Source organism: Saccharomonospora cyanea NA-134, assembly GCF_000244975.1.
Taxonomy (GTDB): Bacteria; Actinomycetota; Actinomycetes; order Mycobacteriales; family Pseudonocardiaceae; genus Saccharomonospora; species Saccharomonospora cyanea.
This window is the reverse complement of sequence record NZ_CM001440.1, coordinates 705092-722563: the sequence shown is the minus strand read 5'-3', so window position 1 is coordinate 722563 and position 17472 is coordinate 705092. Positions and strand designations below refer to the sequence as shown.

The 17472-nt window shown below is 72.4% G+C and carries 20 protein-coding genes; 6 read left to right on the top strand and 14 right to left on the bottom strand.

What is annotated here, in order from left to right; all coding sequences use genetic code 11:
• The first annotated feature begins 15 nt into the window (after positions 1–15).
• A complete protein-coding gene (locus tag SACCYDRAFT_RS03510) occupies positions 16–723 on the top strand; it encodes a TIGR03089 family protein (protein WP_005453646.1) in 708 nt (235 codons plus the stop codon).
• 7 nt (positions 724–730) lie between these two features.
• Here the strand turns inward: SACCYDRAFT_RS03510 and SACCYDRAFT_RS03505 are convergent, their stop codons facing one another.
• Both SACCYDRAFT_RS03505 and SACCYDRAFT_RS27155 read right to left on the bottom strand, forming a co-directional pair.
• On the bottom strand, positions 731–1234 hold the full coding sequence (locus tag SACCYDRAFT_RS03505; RefSeq protein WP_005453644.1) for a GNAT family N-acetyltransferase: 504 nt from the start codon (positions 1232–1234) through the stop codon (positions 731–733).
• Between the two features lie 31 nt (positions 1235–1265).
• The gene (locus SACCYDRAFT_RS27155) at positions 1266–1394 is read right to left on the bottom strand and encodes a hypothetical protein (protein ID WP_269744647.1); all 129 of its coding nucleotides are present in this window, start codon (positions 1392–1394) and stop codon (positions 1266–1268) included.
• Between the two features lie 94 nt (positions 1395–1488).
• Between SACCYDRAFT_RS27155 and SACCYDRAFT_RS03500 the strand changes: the two genes are divergently transcribed.
• Positions 1489–2223 (top strand): SDR family NAD(P)-dependent oxidoreductase, encoded by a 735-nt coding sequence (locus SACCYDRAFT_RS03500; RefSeq protein ID WP_005453641.1) that lies wholly within the window; start codon positions 1489–1491, stop codon positions 2221–2223.
• Positions 2224–2227: 4 nt separating this feature from the next.
• Here the strand turns inward: SACCYDRAFT_RS03500 and purE are convergent, their stop codons facing one another.
• The 3 genes from purE to SACCYDRAFT_RS03485 form a co-directional block, all read right to left on the bottom strand.
• Positions 2228–2734 (bottom strand): 5-(carboxyamino)imidazole ribonucleotide mutase, encoded by a 507-nt coding sequence (gene purE / locus SACCYDRAFT_RS03495; RefSeq protein WP_005453639.1) that lies wholly within the window; start codon positions 2732–2734, stop codon positions 2228–2230.
• A 68-nt stretch (positions 2735–2802) separates the two neighbouring features.
• A complete protein-coding gene (locus SACCYDRAFT_RS03490) occupies positions 2803–3984 on the bottom strand; it encodes a 5-(carboxyamino)imidazole ribonucleotide synthase (protein WP_005453638.1) in 1182 nt (393 codons plus the stop codon).
• Positions 3985–3996: 12 nt separating this feature from the next.
• Positions 3997–5355 carry a glycosyltransferase 87 family protein gene (locus SACCYDRAFT_RS03485; protein WP_005453636.1) on the bottom strand — a complete coding sequence of 453 codons (1359 nt, stop codon included), beginning with the start codon at positions 5353–5355 and terminating at the stop codon, positions 3997–3999.
• A 236-nt stretch (positions 5356–5591) separates the two neighbouring features.
• Between SACCYDRAFT_RS03485 and SACCYDRAFT_RS03480 the strand changes: the two genes are divergently transcribed.
• Both SACCYDRAFT_RS03480 and SACCYDRAFT_RS03475 read left to right on the top strand, forming a co-directional pair.
• A complete protein-coding gene (locus SACCYDRAFT_RS03480) occupies positions 5592–7787 on the top strand; it encodes a sigma-70 family RNA polymerase sigma factor (protein ID WP_005453634.1) in 2196 nt (731 codons plus the stop codon).
• A gap of 10 nt (positions 7788–7797) precedes the next feature.
• Entirely contained in the window at positions 7798–8340 is a 543-nt protein-coding gene (locus SACCYDRAFT_RS03475; protein ID WP_005453632.1) for a GtrA family protein, read from the top strand.
• Here SACCYDRAFT_RS03475 and SACCYDRAFT_RS03470 read toward each other — a convergent pair.
• Together SACCYDRAFT_RS03470 and SACCYDRAFT_RS03465 are read right to left on the bottom strand one after the other, a co-directional pair.
• Entirely contained in the window at positions 8337–9620 is a 1284-nt protein-coding gene (locus SACCYDRAFT_RS03470) for an ATP-binding protein (protein ID WP_005453630.1), read from the bottom strand. The genes SACCYDRAFT_RS03475 and SACCYDRAFT_RS03470 overlap by 4 nt on opposite strands.
• An 8-nt stretch (positions 9621–9628) precedes the next feature.
• On the bottom strand, positions 9629–10351 hold the full coding sequence (locus SACCYDRAFT_RS03465) for a response regulator transcription factor (RefSeq protein WP_005453629.1): 723 nt from the start codon (positions 10349–10351) through the stop codon (positions 9629–9631).
• A gap of 9 nt (positions 10352–10360) precedes the next feature.
• Here SACCYDRAFT_RS03465 and hisN point away from each other — a divergent pair, with 9 nt between their 5' ends.
• Positions 10361–11176, top strand: a complete 816-nt coding sequence (hisN, locus tag SACCYDRAFT_RS03460) for a histidinol-phosphatase (RefSeq protein ID WP_005453628.1) — start codon at positions 10361–10363, stop codon at positions 11174–11176.
• Between the two features lie 237 nt (positions 11177–11413).
• Complete coding sequence (locus tag SACCYDRAFT_RS03455) at positions 11414–11638, top strand: hypothetical protein (RefSeq protein ID WP_005453627.1); 225 nt, start codon at positions 11414–11416, stop codon at positions 11636–11638.
• 21 nt (positions 11639–11659) lie between these two features.
• Here the strand turns inward: SACCYDRAFT_RS03455 and SACCYDRAFT_RS03450 are convergent, their stop codons facing one another.
• The 7 genes from SACCYDRAFT_RS03450 to SACCYDRAFT_RS03420 form a co-directional block, all read right to left on the bottom strand.
• Positions 11660–11932 carry a hypothetical protein gene (locus SACCYDRAFT_RS03450; RefSeq protein ID WP_005453625.1) on the bottom strand — a complete coding sequence of 91 codons (273 nt, stop codon included), beginning with the start codon at positions 11930–11932 and terminating at the stop codon, positions 11660–11662.
• Positions 11929–14019: a glycohydrolase toxin TNT-related protein gene (locus tag SACCYDRAFT_RS03445; RefSeq protein ID WP_005453624.1), complete on the bottom strand. Its 2091-nt coding sequence runs from the start codon at positions 14017–14019 to the stop codon at positions 11929–11931. Before SACCYDRAFT_RS03445 ends, SACCYDRAFT_RS03450 begins: the two co-directional genes overlap by 4 nt.
• Positions 14020–14028: 9 nt before the next feature.
• Complete coding sequence (locus SACCYDRAFT_RS03440; protein WP_005453622.1) at positions 14029–14367, bottom strand: hypothetical protein; 339 nt, start codon at positions 14365–14367, stop codon at positions 14029–14031.
• Positions 14364–14825 (bottom strand): YbaB/EbfC family nucleoid-associated protein, encoded by a 462-nt coding sequence (locus SACCYDRAFT_RS03435; protein WP_005453620.1) that lies wholly within the window; start codon positions 14823–14825, stop codon positions 14364–14366. Before SACCYDRAFT_RS03435 ends, SACCYDRAFT_RS03440 begins: the two co-directional genes overlap by 4 nt.
• A gap of 128 nt (positions 14826–14953) precedes the next feature.
• Positions 14954–15898, bottom strand: a complete 945-nt coding sequence (locus SACCYDRAFT_RS03430; protein WP_005453619.1) for a hydroxymethylglutaryl-CoA lyase — start codon at positions 15896–15898, stop codon at positions 14954–14956.
• On the bottom strand, positions 15885–16460 hold the full coding sequence (locus SACCYDRAFT_RS03425; protein ID WP_005453618.1) for a PH domain-containing protein: 576 nt from the start codon (positions 16458–16460) through the stop codon (positions 15885–15887). The genes SACCYDRAFT_RS03430 and SACCYDRAFT_RS03425 overlap by 14 nt, the downstream gene beginning before the upstream one ends.
• Before the next feature lie 82 nt (positions 16461–16542).
• Entirely contained in the window at positions 16543–17376 is an 834-nt protein-coding gene (locus SACCYDRAFT_RS03420) for a biotin--[acetyl-CoA-carboxylase] ligase (RefSeq protein ID WP_005453617.1), read from the bottom strand.
• Positions 17377–17472 lie beyond the last annotated feature (96 nt).

Here is a 17472-nt window from a genome sequence, read left to right as displayed (position 1 = left end):
CGTTAGTTTGGGCGTATGAGCCTCACCGAGCACCTCCTGCGGCCCTTGTTGTCGGCGTCGGCGGGTCGGCCCGTCATCACCCACTACGACGACGCCGACGGCAGCCGGATCGAACTCTCGGTCGCCACGCTGGCCAACTGGGCGGCCAAGACCGCCAACTGGCTCGTGGAGGAGTTCGACGTCGAGCCCGGCGACGAGGTCGCCGTCGACCTGCCGGCCCACTGGCAGACCGCGGGCGTGCTGCTCGGCGCGTGGTGGTGCGGCGCCCACGTGGTGGCGGACCCGGCCGAGGCCGTGGTCGCCTTCGTCGGCCCCGACGCCGACGGCAGCGCGGCCCGTTCGACGGCGGTCGTGGCGCTGGACCCCCTCGGCCGGGGCCTCACCACGGCGGCACCCGACGGCGCGTTCGACTACCTGACGGAGGCGCGCACCTGCGGTGACGACTTCTCCCCCGTGCTCCCCGTCGACGGCGACACCCCCGCGCTGCTCGGCACGACCATCGACGACCTTTCGAACCTCGTGCGTGAGCGCGCCGCCGTGCTGGGGATCGGCGAAGGCGACCGCGTGCTGTCCACCCGCGTCTGGACCCTCCCGGACGGCGTGGTGGACGCGCTTCTGGCGCCGATCGCGGTCGGGGCGCACGTGGTGCAGGTGACGAACCCGGACCCGGCGCGCACACAGGCCCACCGTGACGCCGAGCGCGTCACGGTCGACCTCGCCTGATCCGTCGTCAGCGCAGGCGCTTCTCGAAGAACACCTCGGCGTAGGGCGCGTCGGTGTAGGCACCGATCTCCGCGTAGCCGTGCGCCCGGTACAGCGCCTGCGCCTCCACCAGGTCGTGGCGGGTGTTCAACCGGATCGCGGTCGCGCCCCGGTCGCGGGCGGCCTCCTCGGCGGCGACCAACAGGCGAGTCCCCAGGCCACGGCCGCGGGCCGAAGGAAGCACGAACATGCGCCCCAGTTCGAGGACGCCGTCGGTCAGTGGCGCCAGCCCGACACACCCGACCGGCTCGTCGCCGTGCCAGGCCAGGAGGAACACACCGTGCGGTGGGCGGAGTGCGTCACTGGGGTCCTCCGCCATCGCGGCGTCGAGTTCCGCCTCGGTGGCCGGGCGGCCGTAGTAGCGGCTCGCGACGTCGTCGAAGTACACCCGCAGCAGGGTCGAGGCCTCGACCGAGTCGACCGCCACCTCACGGATCTCCGGCTGGTTCACGGCCGTGTCATTCGTGATCACAGTACCGACCCTAGGAGCCCGGGCAACCGGTTTACGTCGGCTGCTTGCGGTGTCCCGTCACCAACTCCCCCGCGAGCACCTCGCTCCACCGTCGCTCGACCCGCTCCGGTGACCAGCCACGTTCCACGGTGAGCGTGGTGTCCGGCCTCGCACTCCTCACCCCTGGTCCACAACACCCACGCATGACAGCCCGCACGGCCCGCACACACTGGTAGTGTACTGATCAATACAAAATGAACCGACGGAAGGAACCCATGAGCGCCAAGCGGATCGCTCTCGTCACCGGAGGCAGCAGGGGCATCGGCGCCGCGGTCGCACTGCGGCTGGCACGCGACGGCATGGACGTAGCCATCACCTACGTCAGCAACCCCGACCGCGCCAAGGAGGTGGTCGCCGAGATCGAGGGACTCGGGCGCCGGGGTGTGGCGATCGAGGCCGACAGTGCCGACGCCGACGCGGTGGTGGCCGCCGTGGACCGCACCGCCCAGGAACTGGGCGGGCTCGACGTCCTCGTCAACAACGCCGGCATCCTCCTGGCCGGACCACTGTCCGAACTGTCCCTCGACGACATCGACCGGACGCTGACCGTCAACGTGCGCGCGGTCCTGCTCGCCTCACAGGCGGCGGCGCGCCACCTGCCCTCCGGCGGTCGCATCATCTCGATCGGCAGCAACCTCGCCACGCATGTGCCCGGACCGGGAATGACTCTCTACTCGGCCAGCAAGGCGGCCCTGATCGGCATGACGAAGGGGCTCGCCCGCGACCTCGGCCCGCGTGGCATCACCGCCAACATCGTGGCGCCGGGTTCCACCGACACCGACATGAACCCCGCCGACGGCCCCGGAGCCGAGGCCCAGCGGACGGGCACGGCACTCGGCCGGTACAACCACGTCGACGACATCGCCGCCGCCGTGGCCTACCTGGCCGGAGAGGGCGGCCGCAACGTCACCGGCACGACGCTGCTCGTCGACGCGGGCACCAACGCCTGACGGGTCACCGGCGTTGCGCGACCCGCTGCCGCAACGCGGCGTCCTTGTCGAGCACGAGCGCTTCGAGGTCGGCCTGGAAGCGCTCCATCCGCTCGCGCAACGCGGTGTCGGAAGCGGCGAGCATCCGCACCGCCAACAGACCCGCGTTGCGCGCGCCGCCCACCGACACGGTGGCGACGGGGACACCCGCGGGCATCTGCACGATCGACAGCAGCGAGTCGAGGCCGTCGAGATGCTTCAGCGGCACCGGGACGCCGATCACGGGCAGCGGGGTGGCGGCCGCGACCATGCCGGGAAGGTGGGCCGCCCCACCAGCGCCCGCGATGACCACGCGCAGACCGCGGCCCGCGGCGGAGCGCGCGTAGTCCAGCATTCGCTGGGGCGTGCGGTGTGCGGAGTAGACCCCGACCTCGTAGGGCACGTCGAACTCGTCGAGCGCCGTCGCGGCGGCCTCCAGCACCGGCCAGTCGGAGTCGCTGCCCATGATGAGGCCGACGGCAGGCGTGGTCACGTGGTGCTCCTTCTGCTGCTGGGACGGGACACGGATACGTCAGGAACGGCAGAGCATCCGGCCGGGCGTCAGTGCACCCGGTAGCCGTCGAGCCATTCGGCGTGCGACAACCAGTGCGCGGCCAGCCGGGCCCGTTGCCGGGTCTCGCCGGTGACGGGCCCGAGGACGTTGACGTGGCCGAGTTTGCGTCCGGGCCGCTCACCCTTGCCGTACAGGTGGACCCGCACGTCGGGGAACCGGGCGAAGAGGTGGTGCAGCCGCTCGTCCGGGCTCGTCTCCGGTGTCTCCGGCGCACCGAGGACGTTGGCCATCACCGTGGGCGAGAGCAGTTCCGTGACCCCGAGCGGGTAGTCGAGCACGGCACGCACGTGCTGCTCGAACTGCGAGGTGTGGGAGCCGTCCATCGTCCAGTGGCCGGAGTTGTGCGGGCGCATGGCGAGCTCGTTGACGAGCAGGCCGGTGTCGGTCTCGAACAGTTCCACCGCGAGCACACCCACGACGCCGAGTTCCTCGGCGATGCGCAGCGCCAGTTCCTGCGCCTGGTGGGTCCTCTCCTCGGTGAGCCCCGGCGCGGGCGCCAGCACCTCGGTGTTGATGCCGTCCCGCTGCACGGTCTCCACCACCGGCCACGCCGAACCCTGCCCGAACGGCGAGCGGGCCACCAGCGCCGACAACTCCCGCCGCATCTCGACCTTCTGCTCCACGAGCAGCGGCGTGCCCGCGTCCAGCAGTTCGGGCACGAGCGAGTTCGCCGCGTCCGGGGAGTCGACCAGCCACACGCCACGGCCGTCGTAGCCGCCGCTCGCGGCCTTGAGCACCACGGGCCACGACTGCGACTCGCCGAACTTGCACACGTCCTCGACGCCGGTGACCTCGGCGAACGCAGGCCCCGGAAGGCCGAGGGCGGCGATTCGCTCGCGCATGAGCAGCTTGTTCTGGGCGAACGCGAGCGCCGACGGGCCCGGCCGGAGCGCGACACCCTCCGACTCCAGGGTCCGCAGGTGCTCGCCGGGGACATGCTCGTGGTCGAACGTCACCACGTCGACGCTGCGAGCGAAGGAACGCAGGGCCTCCAGGTCGGTGTGGTGGCCGGGCACGACGTCACCCGCCACGAGAGCGGCCGAGTCGTTCTCGCTCACCGCGAGTACGCGCAACGACAGACCGAGGGAAATGGCAGCCTGGTGAGTCATCCGGGCGAGCTGGCCGCCACCCACCATGCCTACGACGGGCAGTCCTGTTCGGGTGTCCATGGTGGCTCCAGACTAAGGGGCGCCCACGCGGCGGCTTTCCTCCGCCCGGGTCGGCCCGCCGCCCGTGTCCGCCACCGCGGCGGCGCGCCTGCGGCGTGTCAGCCAGCGGACACCCAGAGCGACCACCAGCGCCACGGGCACCAGCAGGTACGCGCTGCCGAGGACGAACTGCCAGACCTCCCAGTGCAGTTCGAGGTTGCGACCGTTGGGCAGCACCAGCAACACGCAACTGACGAACACGACGATCACCGAGCTCGCCAGCACCCAGCGGCGCCACGCCGTGGCGGGGGTCGTCTCCGGGAGCCGCGCCACGAGCACGACGATGAGCGGTACCGCCCACACCCAGTGGTGCGACCACGACACGGGCGAGACCAGCAGCGCGTAGAACGCCGTCACCAACAGGGCGTAGAGGTGCTGCCCACGGCGGTGGAAACGCAGCATGGCCCAGATCGCGAACGGCGCCAGCAGCGCGCCGATGCCCAGTGCCACCGTCGACGCCCACGGCGCGAGGTCGGTGACGCGGTTCAGCAGGCCGTTCAGCGACTGGTTGCCCGCCCAGTGCATCGGTCCGATCCGCCCCTGGTTGAACACCGTGTGGGTCCAGAACCGCACCGCGTCGGACGGCGCGATGACGAACATCAGCGCCTGCAACCCGGCGAACGTGCCGAGCGCCCTCGCGGCGTCCCACTTCCGACCGGTGAACAGCAGGTGCGGGATGAAGATCAACGGCGTGAGCTTGACGGCGGCGGCGATGCCGACGAGCACCCCGCCCCATCGGCTGTCCCGGCGGCACAGTACGAGCACGTCCAGCACGACCAGCGCCATGAGAATGATGTTGATCTGGCCGAGGAAGATCGTGCGCCACACGGGCTCCAGCCCGAAGAAGACGATCGTGAAGATCAGCGTGGCTCGGGCGGGAGAGGCCCAGCGCGGCAGGTCACCTGCCGACCGCGGCAGCGACGCGATCGTCACGCGGATCACCAGCGCGAGGACGAGGAACGAGACCGCGGCGACCACGCCCCACGCGACCTGCACGGGGAAGAACGCCAGGGGCGCGAACAGCAGGGCCGCGGCGGGCGGGTAGGTGAAGGGCAACAACGCCCACCACGGCTCGGAACCGAGGGTGTTCCCCGCGTACAGGGGGTCGCCCTGCAACAACGTCAGCGCACCCGCCCGGTAGACGGCGCTGTCGACGCCCAGCCGCCAGTCCAGCAGCCAGCCGAGCACGCCCGCGACCAGGGCCAGCACGGGCAGCACCGTCAACAGGGCCACCGAGCGCGGGCGGACCGAGAGCCTGCCGAGGGACGCCCTCAGCGAAAGCCGGGGCCCCTCGTCGGCACGGGCCTCGGGACCGGTGGTTGTGGTGGACATCGGGCGCGTCACCACTTGTCACACATCGACTGCCTCACGGCAACAAGGTAATCACGAAAGGGCCTGGGAAGGCGGAGGGCCCCGCTCCGGCCCCCACCCCGAGTCGTGTCCTCCGATGGAGTGACAGCAGGTGTCGTTGTCCCCACACAGCGCGCCCCGAGGCATGCTGCCCGGGGGCGAGTCGGCACACTGACCGCACCCGCCCTCACGATTCTTCGCCCAGCAGGGAGGACAGCGTGACCACCGACTCCGCGGGTCCGCACGACCGCAGCGACGCCGACCTCATCGCGTCGGTCCGCGCGGGCCGGATCGAGGAGTACGGCGCGCTCTACGAACGCCACGTCGGAGCCGCCGTGCGCCTGGCACGGCAACTGTGCCCAGCCACCGCCGACGCCGACGACGTGGTGTCGGAGTCGTTCGCGAAGGTGCTCGACGCACTGCGCGACGGCAAGGGTCCCGACCACGCCTTCCGCGCCTACCTGCTGACCACGGTGCGGCACACCGCCTACAGCCGGGCGCGGGCCGCAGGCCGCGTGCGCCCGACCGGCGACATCGGGTCGGTGGGCCGTGGCACCGTGTCGGAGTTCACCGATCCGGCGGTGGAGGAACTCGAACGCAGCCTGGTGGCGCGCGCGTTCCAGCGATTGCCCGAACGCTGGCAGACCGTGCTGTGGCACACGGTGATCGAACAGCAGCCGGTCTCCGAGGTCGCGCCGCTGCTGGGCATGTCACCGAACGCCGTGGCGGCGCTGGCCTACCGCGCCCGCGCGGGGCTGCGGCAGGAGTACCTCCAGGCCCACCTGGCGGAGACGTCGTCGCCCCGGTGCCGGGCGACGGCGGGCAAGCTCGGCGCGTGGACCCGCGACGGTCTCTCGCTGCGGGAACGCGCTCAGGTGGAGCAGCACCTCGACCACTGTGCCCGCTGCCGGGCGTTGGCCGACGAACTCGCCGACGTCAACGCCTCCCTGCGCGGTGTGGTGGCGTTCCTCGTGCTCGGCGGCGCCACCCTCGGCTACCTCGCGGGCGGCCGGGCCGCTCCCGCCGCGGCGGCGACCGGCACCACGTCCACGGTGGGTGCGAGCACGGTGGAGACGGGCCCGCGGCAGTTCCTCGGCGTCGCCGTGTCGGGAGTCGCACTCGCCACCGCCGTCGCCGTCGCGTTGGCCGCGGGCGGTGTGAACAGCACCCCCGTGGCTCACCGCAGCCAGGCGGAGCAGCCGCGACAGCCCTCGGTGTCCGCGCCCGTCACGCCGTCGCCGACCACGGAGGGGCCGCCCAGCCAACCGTCGTTGCCTCCGCTGCCCGCCCCGGAGCCGAGGCCGGATTCCTACCAGCCGTCGCTGCCCCCACTGCCCCCGCCGCCACTGCCCCCGCCGACTCCGGCGAACCCGGCGACGCCGGTCGAGCCCCGGCCCGTCCCGCCGACCACCGAACCACCGGCCGAGCCGGAACCGGACCCCGCGCCCGGCGACGACGCCGGGGTCGCTCCTCCGCCCCAAACGGTGCCACGCCCGCAGGTCTCGGCGTCCGCTCCGCACGACGGCCTCACGGTGGACGCGGGAGGCGAGGCCACCGATCTCGACGTCACCGTGCGCAACGACGGCGATGTCGCGGCGGAGCACGCCGCCGTGGAGTTGACCCTTCCCGCCGGGGTCTCGGCCGTCGCGCAGGCCGACGACGAGGCGGGGGACGCCGAGGCCCGGGCCCGGGCGGCCTCCCCCGTGCCCTGCCCCGCGGGTGAGGACACCGTGGTCTGCACCGTCCCCGGCGAACTCGGTCCGGACGAGGCCGAGGTGCTGCGCTTCCGCGTGGCGGCCTCCCCCGAGGCCGGTTCGGGTACCGCCAGCGGGCGGGTGACCGCCACCGGAGCGAGCCCCGCGCACTTCACCGTCCCGATCACCGTCCGGCAGGACGTGGTCGACCTCGACGTCAGCTCGGTGGGCAGGTTCGTGCGTGTCGAGATGCGTAGCGACGGAGTACGCGCGGCCGAGGCGTCGGTGTCCCTCGACGCGCCCGGACGGGTACTGCACACCCACCGCCTGAAGTGCGACCGGGAGCGCCGGACGCCGCACTGTGTCTCCCCCTCGCCGCTCGACCCTGGCGACACCGCGTATCTCTGGGCGCGCATCCCCTTCACCACCGGGACGGACACGGTGACGGTCACCGCCACGATCGGCGACGACACCGCGTCGGACACCGTCGAACTCGTGTCACTGCCGCCCGAGCCCGAACACGAGCGACCCGCCACCGGCACGGACGAGGCCGACCCGGCGGAACCCGCACCCACCACAGCCGGGCCCACCACCGCGCCCGTCTCCACGACGCTCAGCGTTCCCGACGAGGAGCACGCACGGTCACCGATCGGTTCGTTGCTGCGAGAACGGCGTCGCCGCCGTCTCGGGCGCCGCGTTCGACCACGTCGATCTGCGTAGACTTCGCGGCGTGGCCGTCGTCGGAACCATTCTCGCCCGGGTACCCGCACCACTGCGTGCGCTGCTGGTCAAGCACCGGGAGCTGCTCAAGTTCGCGGTGGTCGGCGGCACGACGTTCGTCGTCGACAACGGCATCTGGTACCTGCTGAAGCTCACGATCCTGTCGACGAAGCCCACCACGGCCAAGGCCATCGCGATCATGGTCGCCACCATCGTGTCGTACGTCCTGAACCGCGAGTGGTCCTTCCGCACCAGGGGAGGCCGGGAACGCGCTCACGAAGCGACCCTGTTCTTCCTGGTCAGCGGCGTGGCCGTGGCCATCAACCTCGTCCCGCTGTACATGTCGCGCTACGTGTTCAACCTGGAGGTGCCGCACGTCTCGCGGTTCGTTCAGGAGGTCGCGGACTTCGCCAGCGGATCGATCATCGGCATGCTGCTGGCGATGGCGTTCCGGTTCTGGGGACTGCGCCGGTGGGTCTTCCCCGACGAGCTCGGCCGCAACCGGCGTGACGTCTCCGCCGACGACACCGCCACCGCGGGCTCACGTCGCTAGCGCGGCACCCGCTCCACAGGCCAGTTCGCCTCGGCCACGTCACTGGTCCTCGGCACCCGGAGGAACAGGCTGAACGTGGCCGGCTGCTTCACCGAGAGTTCGAGCCTGCCCCCGTCCGCCTCGGCGAGCGCACGCGCCAGCGCGAGCCCCACCCCGGTCGAGCCGCTGCCTGAGAAACCCCGCTCGAACACGTGGGAGGCGAGGTCGTCGGGGATGCCGGTGCCCGCGTCCGACACCTGCACCACCACGGTCCGGTCGTTGTCGCCCTTGCGTGCGGTCACCACGACGGTGCCCGCACCGTGCTTGACGGAGTTGTCGAGCAACACGCCCAGGATCTCGCGCAGCCGCCCCGGCGTGGCCCGCGCCCACAGCCCCTCCCCGACCCGCAACCGCAGGGAACGGTTGTGGCGTTTCAACACGGGCCGCCACTCGTCGGTGACCTCACCGAGCAGCACGGGCAGGTCGATGGGTTCGGCGCCCACCTCACTCGCCGCGCGGGCGGCGGCGAGCAGGTCGTCGAGCACGGCGGCCAGCCTGTCGGCCTGCTCCTGCGCGGTCCGCGCCGAGTCGGCGACCTCCTCGTCGGGATACGTGGTGAGGGACTCCAGGCGTAGCTGCAGCGCGGTGAGGCGGCTGCGGAGCTGGTGGGAGACGTCGCCGACGAGCTGCCGTTCCCGCTGCACGAGCTGGGCGAGCGCCGTGGCGGAGGCGTCGAGCGCGTCGGCCACCATGTCCAGCTCGGCGACCTCGTACCGGCGCGGATCGGGACGGAAGTCACCGCTGCCCAGCCGTGCCGCGCGGTCGGCCACGTGGCGCAGCGGCCTGGCGAGCCGTCGGGCGGTCACGGTGGCCACCACGGTGCCCGTGCCCACCGACAGCACCACCAGCAGCAGGACGGCCGCCGCGACCTGCGTCTGCTGCGTGCGCATCGGCTGGGCCGGGATGGCCAGCCGCACCGTGCCGTTCTGCGCGATCGGCACGGTCTCCACGACGACGTCCGGGCCCAGCGGCCGGCCGTACCTCAGTGCCGGGGCGTCGGGCCGGATCACGGTGAGGTTGCCGTTCTTCGGCACCGCGACCCGCACGTTGCCGAGGTCGAGCGGGCGGCCGTCCGCGAGCTGGTCGTCGAGGATGGCCGCGATGCGCTGCGCGTTCGACGCCAGGTCCTCCCTGGTGAGGTTGTCCACGAGGAGCCAGCCGGTGACGCCCAGCGGAACGCCCAGCGCGACCCCCGTCACGGCCACGGCCAGCAGGATCGCGAGCAGGATGCGACGACGCACGGTGCGTCCTAGTCGGTGTTGAACCGGAACCCGACGCCGCGCACGGTGGCGATGTACTCCTCACCCGGCCTGCGGGGCGTTCCGTTCGCGGCCCGCGCGAGCTTGCGGCGCAACCACGACATGTGCATGTCCAGCGTCTTCGACGTCTTCGAGGTCTCCGGGGAGAGATCGTTCCACACCTCGGAGAGGATCTCCTCCCTGCTGACGACCTGTCCCGCCCTGGTGAGCAGCACCCGCAGCAGCTCGAACTCCTTGTTGGCGAGCGCGATCTCCCTGCCGCCCACGGTGACGACCCTCGCGCCGACGTCCATGCGCACGCCCCCCGACTCCAGCACCTCGGGGGCGCGGCGACGCAGCAGCGCACGGATGCGCGCGAGCAGCTCGGCCAGGCGGAACGGCTTGGCCACGTAGTCGTCGGCGCCCGCGTCGAGCCCCACGACGAAGTCCACCTCGTCGGTCCTGGCGGTCAGCATCAACACCGGGAGGCTCTGGTCGGTGGACCGCAGCCGCCTGCACACCTCGAGACCGTCCATACCCGGCAGGCCCAGGTCGAGCACGAGCAGATCGACCCGGTCCCGCGCCGTGGCCTCCAGCGCCGACGGCCCGTCGGCCACCACCGTGACCTCGTACCCCTCCCTGCGCAGGGCGCGCGACAGCGGTTCGGCGATCGCCGGATCGTCTTCGGCAAGTAGGACCACGCTCACCTTGCCAACCTTACGGCGAGCCGACATGAAACCATCGTGACCGTGTTGGGATACTCCGTTGACCTCGCGTTGGCGAAGCGGCTGGCGGACGCCGCCGACTCGATCACCACGGCGCGCTTCCGCGCACTCGACCTCAGCGTGGACCGCAAACCCGACCGCACCCCGGTGACGGACGCCGACACGGCCGTCGAGGACGCGGTGCGTGAACTGCTGGCCACCGAGCGTCCCGATGACGCGGTGGCCGGTGAGGAACGCGGCGGTTCGGCCACGGCACCCGGCCGGGTGTGGGTGATCGACCCCATCGACGGCACGAAGAACTTCCTTCGCGGCGTGCCGGTGTGGGCCACGCTGATCGCGCTCGTGGACGACGGCGTTCCGGTGGTCGGCATGGTGAGCGCGCCACTGCTCGGCAGGCGCTGGTGGGCCGGCACGGGCGAGGGAGCGTGGCTGCGGGACTCGGCGGGTGAGCGTCGGATCTCCGTGTCGAAGGTCGCCGCGCTGGAGGACGCGACGGTCTCCACCACCGACCTCGGCTCCTGGGTCGAGTACCACTCGCGCGAGGCCTACCTGCGGCTCGTGGACGCCTGCTGGGAGAGCCGGGCCTTCGGCGACTTCTGGCAACACTGCCTCGTCGCAGAGGGCGCGCTCGACATCGCGATCGAGCCGATCGTCAACCCGTGGGACGTCGCGGCCGTGCGCGTGCTGGTGACCGAGGCGGGCGGCCGGTTCAGCGACCTCTCCGGCGCGCCCCGCTTCGACGGAGGCTCGGCGCTGTCCACCAACGGCCTGCTGCACGAGCGGGCACTGGAGCTCGTCACGACGTCTGCCGAGGCGCGGGACGCCGAAGCCTGACCAGGAAGGCCTGCCCAGAAAGGAGAGGCACACGGTGGCGTCGTTTCCGGGAACGGCCGAGCGACCTCGGTCGCCGCGTTCCTCGACCACCGCGTACGGGTTCGCGGGAGCGGGCGAGATCGCCGCGGCCGTCGTGGAAGGCCTCAGTACGGACACCACCCAGCCCCCGGAGGCCTTCCTCTCGCCACGCATCTCGACTACCTCACCACCATCGCGGACCGGCTGGCCGAACACGGCGTGGAGCCCGCCGCCGCGATCTTCTGCATCGCGCACGTCTTCGGCCAGGTGGGCCGGTCCCTGTCGTCCCTGCCTCAGCACACCGGCTCGCTGGCCACGCTGACGGAGAAGCACATGACTCCGGGCGGCGTCGACGAGCAGTTCCTGACCGACCTGCGACACGAAGGCATGCCGGACATGGTGCGGCACGCCCTGGACCGGATACCGGCCCGGCTGCGCGAATAGCGGGCCTCGTTCCGGCCCGGGTCAGGGCAGCACGCCGACGGCGCCTCTCGCCACCTGCGCCCATGCGAGCCTGCCGAAGAGGTAGTGACAGGCGACCTGCTCGTTGGAGAACCGGGCCCAGTCGTAGCGGTTGCCCTGCTCTCTCCAGAAGACCTCCCACGCGACCTCGCCTTCGGGGCCTTCCGCCTCGGTGCGGAGCAGACACCAGGCGTTGTCGGTCTCGCTGCCGATCGAGACGACTTCGCCGGGCACGCCCACGGCGTCCAGCCAACGCTTGATCGACTCGCTGTTCATGCCCTCTCCTCGAACGTGACGTCCGCCAGGTGGCCGAGCACCACGAGCTCGGCCGCCGAGTACACGGTCCGGTAGCGCACACCGCCGCCGGGTTGCCCGAACCACGGCGCCGACACCGCCTTCCACGCGGGCAACCGCCTGACCACCCGGTAGCGGCGGTATCCGCTGCCGAGGTAGGAGGGCGGCAGCGACCGCTGCGCGAACCGGGTGCCGTCGGCGGAGAAGACACGGCCGTGCGCGGTGCCGAAACGGTCGAGCACGGTCCCCTCCTCCAGCAGGACGGGCTCCCCGGGTTCGTGACAGCCCTCGGGAAACCGCTCGGGTGGCGGCCAGGCGTACTCGGGCCGTTCCCCGTCGCGCACGAGGTAGCGGCGGTCCCACTCCAGCTCGGAGACCTCGCCGAGCGGGTCGTGCCCCTCGGTGAGGTCGTCGGGGACACCGGGCAGCACCTCGGCGGGGGGCGGGGCGGGCCTCCGCCCCCCGCCCCGCAACGCGGACAGCGCGTGCTCGGTCTCGATCGTGTCGGAGGCCGGGTGGTCGTGGGGCGGGAACCGCAGCACGCCGCACGCGGTGTCCCCGGAAGGCACGGGCAACTGGCGTGCGGGCCGGTCGGCGGGCACCGGCAGGTGTCCGATCGGGAACATGTGCACGACGAACAGCGCGACGACGCTCTCCCGCTCCTGCCGCGGGGCTCCCACGGCGACGGCGGCGGCACCCGGGTGCGGTGCCGGCGGCGGGGCCGCAGGCTGCTGGCGCGGTGGCGCGGGCTGGGGCGGGTGCTGCGGCTGGGGCGGGTGCTGTGGCTGGTGCGGGTGCTGTGGCGCGTGTGCCTGTGGCGGGTGCCCCGGAAGCGGAGGCGGTACCTGGGGCGCGTACGGCGCCGCCGGATACGGCGCGTTCCACGGTGCCGCCCGGTACTGCGCCTGCGGCCCGGCGGGCACCGGGCCGGGCGGCACGGGGGGTTGGCCCGGAGCCGCCGCATACCCTCCCCACTGCGGCGGCGCGTACTGCCCCGGAGCGGGCACCGGGCCGGGCGCGGGATTCGGCATCGGGTTCGGTACCGGGTTCAGCGGAGCGTTCGGTACCGGGTTCGGCGCGGCCGACGGCGCGAACCCGGACAGATGGGTCTGCCCCGGCTGCGGCGCCGGGCCCACGGCGTAGGGGGCGGGCACGTCGGGCGGCCGGAACGCCGTCCCGCTGGGCGGGGTCGGAGCGTCGGCGCCGAGGGCGGGCACGACCCGCTGTCCACTCGGCGGCGTGGGGATCTGCGAGATCGCGATCGGCCCGGTGTCCTCGGTGGAGAGCGCGTCGGGTGGGATCCCGTCCGCGACGACCCCCGGGTCGGGGAGCAGCTCCTCACCGGGGTTTCCGTCACCCGCGGGCTCGTCGAGCGAGTCGGCGACGAGCTCCTCCACGGCATCCACGGCATCCACGGCCTCGACGGCATCCACGGCCGCCGCGGCCTCCGTGGCTTCGGCAACCTCGACGGCCTCGGCAACAGCAGGAACCCCGACGGCCTCCGCGTCGTCGGGCAGCACCGTGTCGACCACGTCGACCGGCGCCGCGGACGGCGGGCGGGGGACCTCCCCCGCCGGAGCGGCCACGGCCTCGACCAGACCTTGGGTCACCGTCCCGATGTCGCCCGCCACACCGCGTAGCACCGTGTCGAGCCCGAGCAGGGCCGACGGATGACCGGAGCCGGCGGCCACGACGGCGGCGTCGTGGGTCCTCGCCGCCTCCACGAGCTGCCGCACGAGTTCGACCTTCGCCCTGCCCACCTGCTCGGCGGCGTGCTCCAGCCGGTCGGCCGCCTGCGTCGCTCCACGTGCCGCCTCGGCGAGCAGTCCCGAGTCAGCGTCACCGAGCGAGGCCCATCGCGCTCGCGCGGCCTCCGCCGTGGGACCGGCCAGAGCCCCGAGCGCTCTGGCCGCGCACGCGTCCGCGTCCCCTGCGAGCGCCGCCAGTTCCCGTGCGGCCTTGCGCCACGACTCGGCCTGCTCGCGTAGCGCGTCCTCGTCCGCCTCGGGCCAGCTCACCCCGGTCGCGTGTGCGATGGCGGCGAGTTCGGCAGGCAGTTCGATCCCCATCGGCCCGCCCTACCTCGTGTGGTCCGGCTCGTCGAGCGCGTTCACCGCGTCGGCGGCGGCGTTGTCGGCGGCCACGTACGCGTCCGACGCCTCGGCCAGAGCGGTGCCGAACTCCTCGAACGCCCCGGCCAGCCGGGTTATCCGTTCCCTCGCCTGCGCCGCCGCCTCGACGTGCACGGCAGCGAAGCTCTCACCCACGGCGTCGGAACCCCACGGCGCCGGGATGGCGTCCAGGGCCTCGGCCAGGTCCCTGGCCACGGCGCGCGCACGCTCGGCCAGCGTCGCGAACTCACCCGCCTGCGCGCCGAGCTCGTGCGCGTCGAGGCCGAACCCACCCGTCCGTTTCATCGGGATTTCGACCATTCACTGTCGTCGAGCCAGTTCTGGTCCTCGAACGTCTCGTCGGAGTCGTCGGAGTCGTCGGAGTCGTCGCAGGTCTCCGCGACGGCGAGTTCGGAGGCGGTGAGGTCAGCGGTTCCCGCCAACACCGCGCCTGGGTCGGTGTCGCGCCCGAGCACTGACGCCATGATCTCCTCCGCCCCGCTGAACGCCTCCGCGCCTGCCTCCCTCACCGCGCGCACGATGTGGGCCGCCAGCTCCGAGGGGCGGTACCGCGTGTAGGCGTCGCCGTCGAGCACGAGGTCGGTGAGTTCACCCCGCGCCCCGACCGTCGCGGTCACCAACCCGTCCGCGCTCTGCGCCGACGCGCTGACGCGCGCGAGTTGCCTGTGCACGTCCGCGAGTTGTTCCCTGCTGCGGCGATAGCCGGAGAGCAACTCCTCCACCTGCGCCCGATACTCGGTCACGGCCCCTCCCCCGACGTTCGAAGGGTCACTGATGACAGCAGTGGCCCCGGGTTGGACGCATGCTGCGCCGGATCGGTTCCTTCGTCCCATCGGCGTTCGCCGCGGAGGGCTTGACGAGCGAGGCGCCGCTATCCCGCGAGGGCGCGGACGACCCGGGACGGGCTCGGCCTACCGAGCTGCCGTGCCATCCACACACTGGTCTCGACGAGCGCGTCGAGGTCGACACCGTGCTTGATGCCGAGCCCGTCGAGCAGCCACACGAGGTCCTCGGTCGCGAGGTTGCCGGTGGCCGACTCCGCGTACGGGCAGCCGCCGAGGCCGCCCGCCGAGGAATCCACCGTGGTCACTCCCCTGCGCAGCGCGGCGAGGGTGTTGGCCAGCGCCTGCCCGTAGGTGTCGTGGAAGTGCACGGCCAGATCGCCGACCGCCACCCCGGCTTCGGTGAACGCGTCGATCACCCGCTCGACGCTCGCGGCGGTGGCGACGCCGATGGTGTCGCCGAGGGACAACTGCGAGCAGCCCGCGTCGAGCAGACGCTTGCCCACCGCGACCACCTGCTCCGGCGGGACAGCGCCCTCCCACGGGTCACCGAAGCACATGGACACGTAGCCCCTGACGTCGAGTCCCGCCTCCCGCGCCCGACCGATCACCGGCTCGAACATGGCGAACTGAGCGTCGAGCCCTGAGTTGAGGTTGCGCCGGGCGAAGGTCTCGGTGGCGCTGGCGAACACGGCGACGTGGGTCACACCCGCCGCGAGCGCGCGGCCCAGTCCACGCTCGTTGGGCACAAGCACCGGGTAGCGCACGCCGTCGTGCCGGCGCAGTCGCGCCAGCACCTCCTCGGCGTCGGCGAGCTGCGGCACCCACTTCGGGTGCACGAAACTCGTCGCCTCCAGCGTTGTCAGGCCCGCCCCGGCCAGCCGGTCGAGGAACTCCAGCTTCACCTCGACGGGCACGATCTCCGCCTCGTTCTGGAGCCCGTCGCGGGGACCGACCTCCCAGATCGTCACCTCCGTCGGCAACGGACCCTCCGAGCCGATCCGCTCCGGAAGCCCTAGTTCACGCACGCCCATAACGCTCCTGCCGTCCGGTTTCGGGTTCGTGACCGCCCGCGCGCGGCGACTCGTAGTCGTCGTAGGGATTGTCGTTGACCTGGCGGTAGATGTAGGTGTGCATCTTCTCGACCTGCGGAATGTCGTCGAACGTCAGCGGCTCGTCCGACGCGGACTCGATGATGAGCGTGCCGCAGCCGAAAACCCGGTCGACGAGACCGTGCTCGAACCGCACGCTGTGGATGCGCTGCATGGGAATGTCGATGCCGGTGCGCTTGATCACGCCTTCCCGGACGATGACCCGGTCGGTGGTGACGACGAAGTGCGTGGTGCGCCACCGGACGAACGGCGCGAGGGACAGCCAGAGCACGAGAACGCCACCGACGGCGGCCACGGCGATGGTCGCGACCATGTCCCACGGCGGTTCGAGCTCACCGGCCCGCAGGGCGAGCCAGACACCGGCCACCACCGTCACCAGCAGCACGAACACGGGGAAGACGAGCATCTTGAAGTGCGGATGCTTGTGCGCGACGACCTGCTCGCCCTCGCTGAGCAGACTGTCGGGATAGGCCACCTCGAACACCCCCACCACTCGTGCTTCGCCGTGAGCCTCACCGTACCGCGTGCGATGGCGCCAGGTGCGAGCGTTCGAGACGGTTTTCGGGCTACTCGGGCACGGTCCTCAGGTGCACCACGTCGGCGGCGAACACGGTTCGCCTGCCGCCGTCCTCCTCGTCCACCACGAGCGCGCCGCTCGTGTCGATGTCGACGGCCATGCCCAGCCGGGAGCGCCCGCCCGCGATCTCCAGCCGCACCTGCTGCCCCAGGGTGGCGCAGCGCTCGCGGTAGGTGTCCAGCAGGCCGGCGGCCGCGAGGTCCCCGCGCGCGTACCGCCACGGCAGTTCCCGCTCGTGCAGCGCGGCCAGCAGCAGAGCGGCGAGGTCGGTGCGGTCGGTGACGCGGGCCCCCTGCTCGGCGAGCGAGGTCGCGGGCAGGCCGCCCGGCCCCGGCCGCACGTGCTCGCGCACCGGCAGCACGTTCAGGCCGATGCCCAGCACCACGGCCTGTTCGTCGGAGGAGACGGCCTCGGCGAGCACCCCGGCGCACTTCGCCCGGTTCGGACCGGCGAGGACGTCGTTGGGCCACTTCAGCACCGCGTCGACTCCGATCTCGGCCGCGACGTCGGTCAGCGCGAGCCCGGCCACGGCGGCGAGCGAGCCGAGAGCCGCCATGGGCACCTCGGCGGGCCGCAGCAGCACGCTCAGGTACAGGCCCTGGCCCTGCGGCGAAGCCCAGCTCCGCCCCCTGCGGCCCGTCCCGGCCGTCTGCTCCTCGGCGATCAGCACGGTGCGGTCCGGTTCGCCCTCGACCACCGCCGCCCGCAGGTCGGCGTTCGTCGAGCCGGTTCGGGTGACGACGTTGATGGAGGGATAGGGCCCGACCGGCGCGAGCAACCGCGAACGCAGTCGGCCCACGTCGATGTGTCGTGACGCTGCCACGGCACCACCCTAGCCAGCGGGCGGTGCACGCCGACCGCGCACCCGGTGAGATTGCCTACGCGGCCCGCCCGCGGACACCGACCGCTGATTAAGCTC

Excerpts from the sequence above, each read along its gene's own strand:
- SACCYDRAFT_RS03510 (WP_005453646.1), top strand. The coding sequence starts at position 16 with ATGAGCCTCACCGAGCACCTCCTGCGGCCCTTGTTGTCGGCGTCGGCG.
- SACCYDRAFT_RS03500 (WP_005453641.1), top strand. The coding sequence starts at position 1,489 with ATGAGCGCCAAGCGGATCGCTCTCGTCACCGGAGGCAGCAGGGGCATC.
- SACCYDRAFT_RS03490 (WP_005453638.1), bottom strand. The coding sequence starts at position 3,984 with ATGGACACCCGAACAGGACTGCCCGTCGTAGGCATGGTGGGTGGCGGC.
- SACCYDRAFT_RS03485 (WP_005453636.1), bottom strand. The coding sequence starts at position 5,355 with ATGTCCACCACAACCACCGGTCCCGAGGCCCGTGCCGACGAGGGGCCC.
- SACCYDRAFT_RS03465 (WP_005453629.1), bottom strand. The coding sequence starts at position 10,351 with ATGTCGGCTCGCCGTAAGGTTGGCAAGGTGAGCGTGGTCCTACTTGCC.
- SACCYDRAFT_RS03450 (WP_005453625.1), bottom strand. The coding sequence starts at position 11,932 with ATGAACAGCGAGTCGATCAAGCGTTGGCTGGACGCCGTGGGCGTGCCC.
- SACCYDRAFT_RS03445 (WP_005453624.1), bottom strand. The coding sequence starts at position 14,019 with ATGGGGATCGAACTGCCTGCCGAACTCGCCGCCATCGCACACGCGACC.
- SACCYDRAFT_RS03440 (WP_005453622.1), bottom strand. The coding sequence starts at position 14,367 with ATGAAACGGACGGGTGGGTTCGGCCTCGACGCGCACGAGCTCGGCGCG.
- SACCYDRAFT_RS03430 (WP_005453619.1), bottom strand. The coding sequence starts at position 15,898 with ATGGGCGTGCGTGAACTAGGGCTTCCGGAGCGGATCGGCTCGGAGGGT.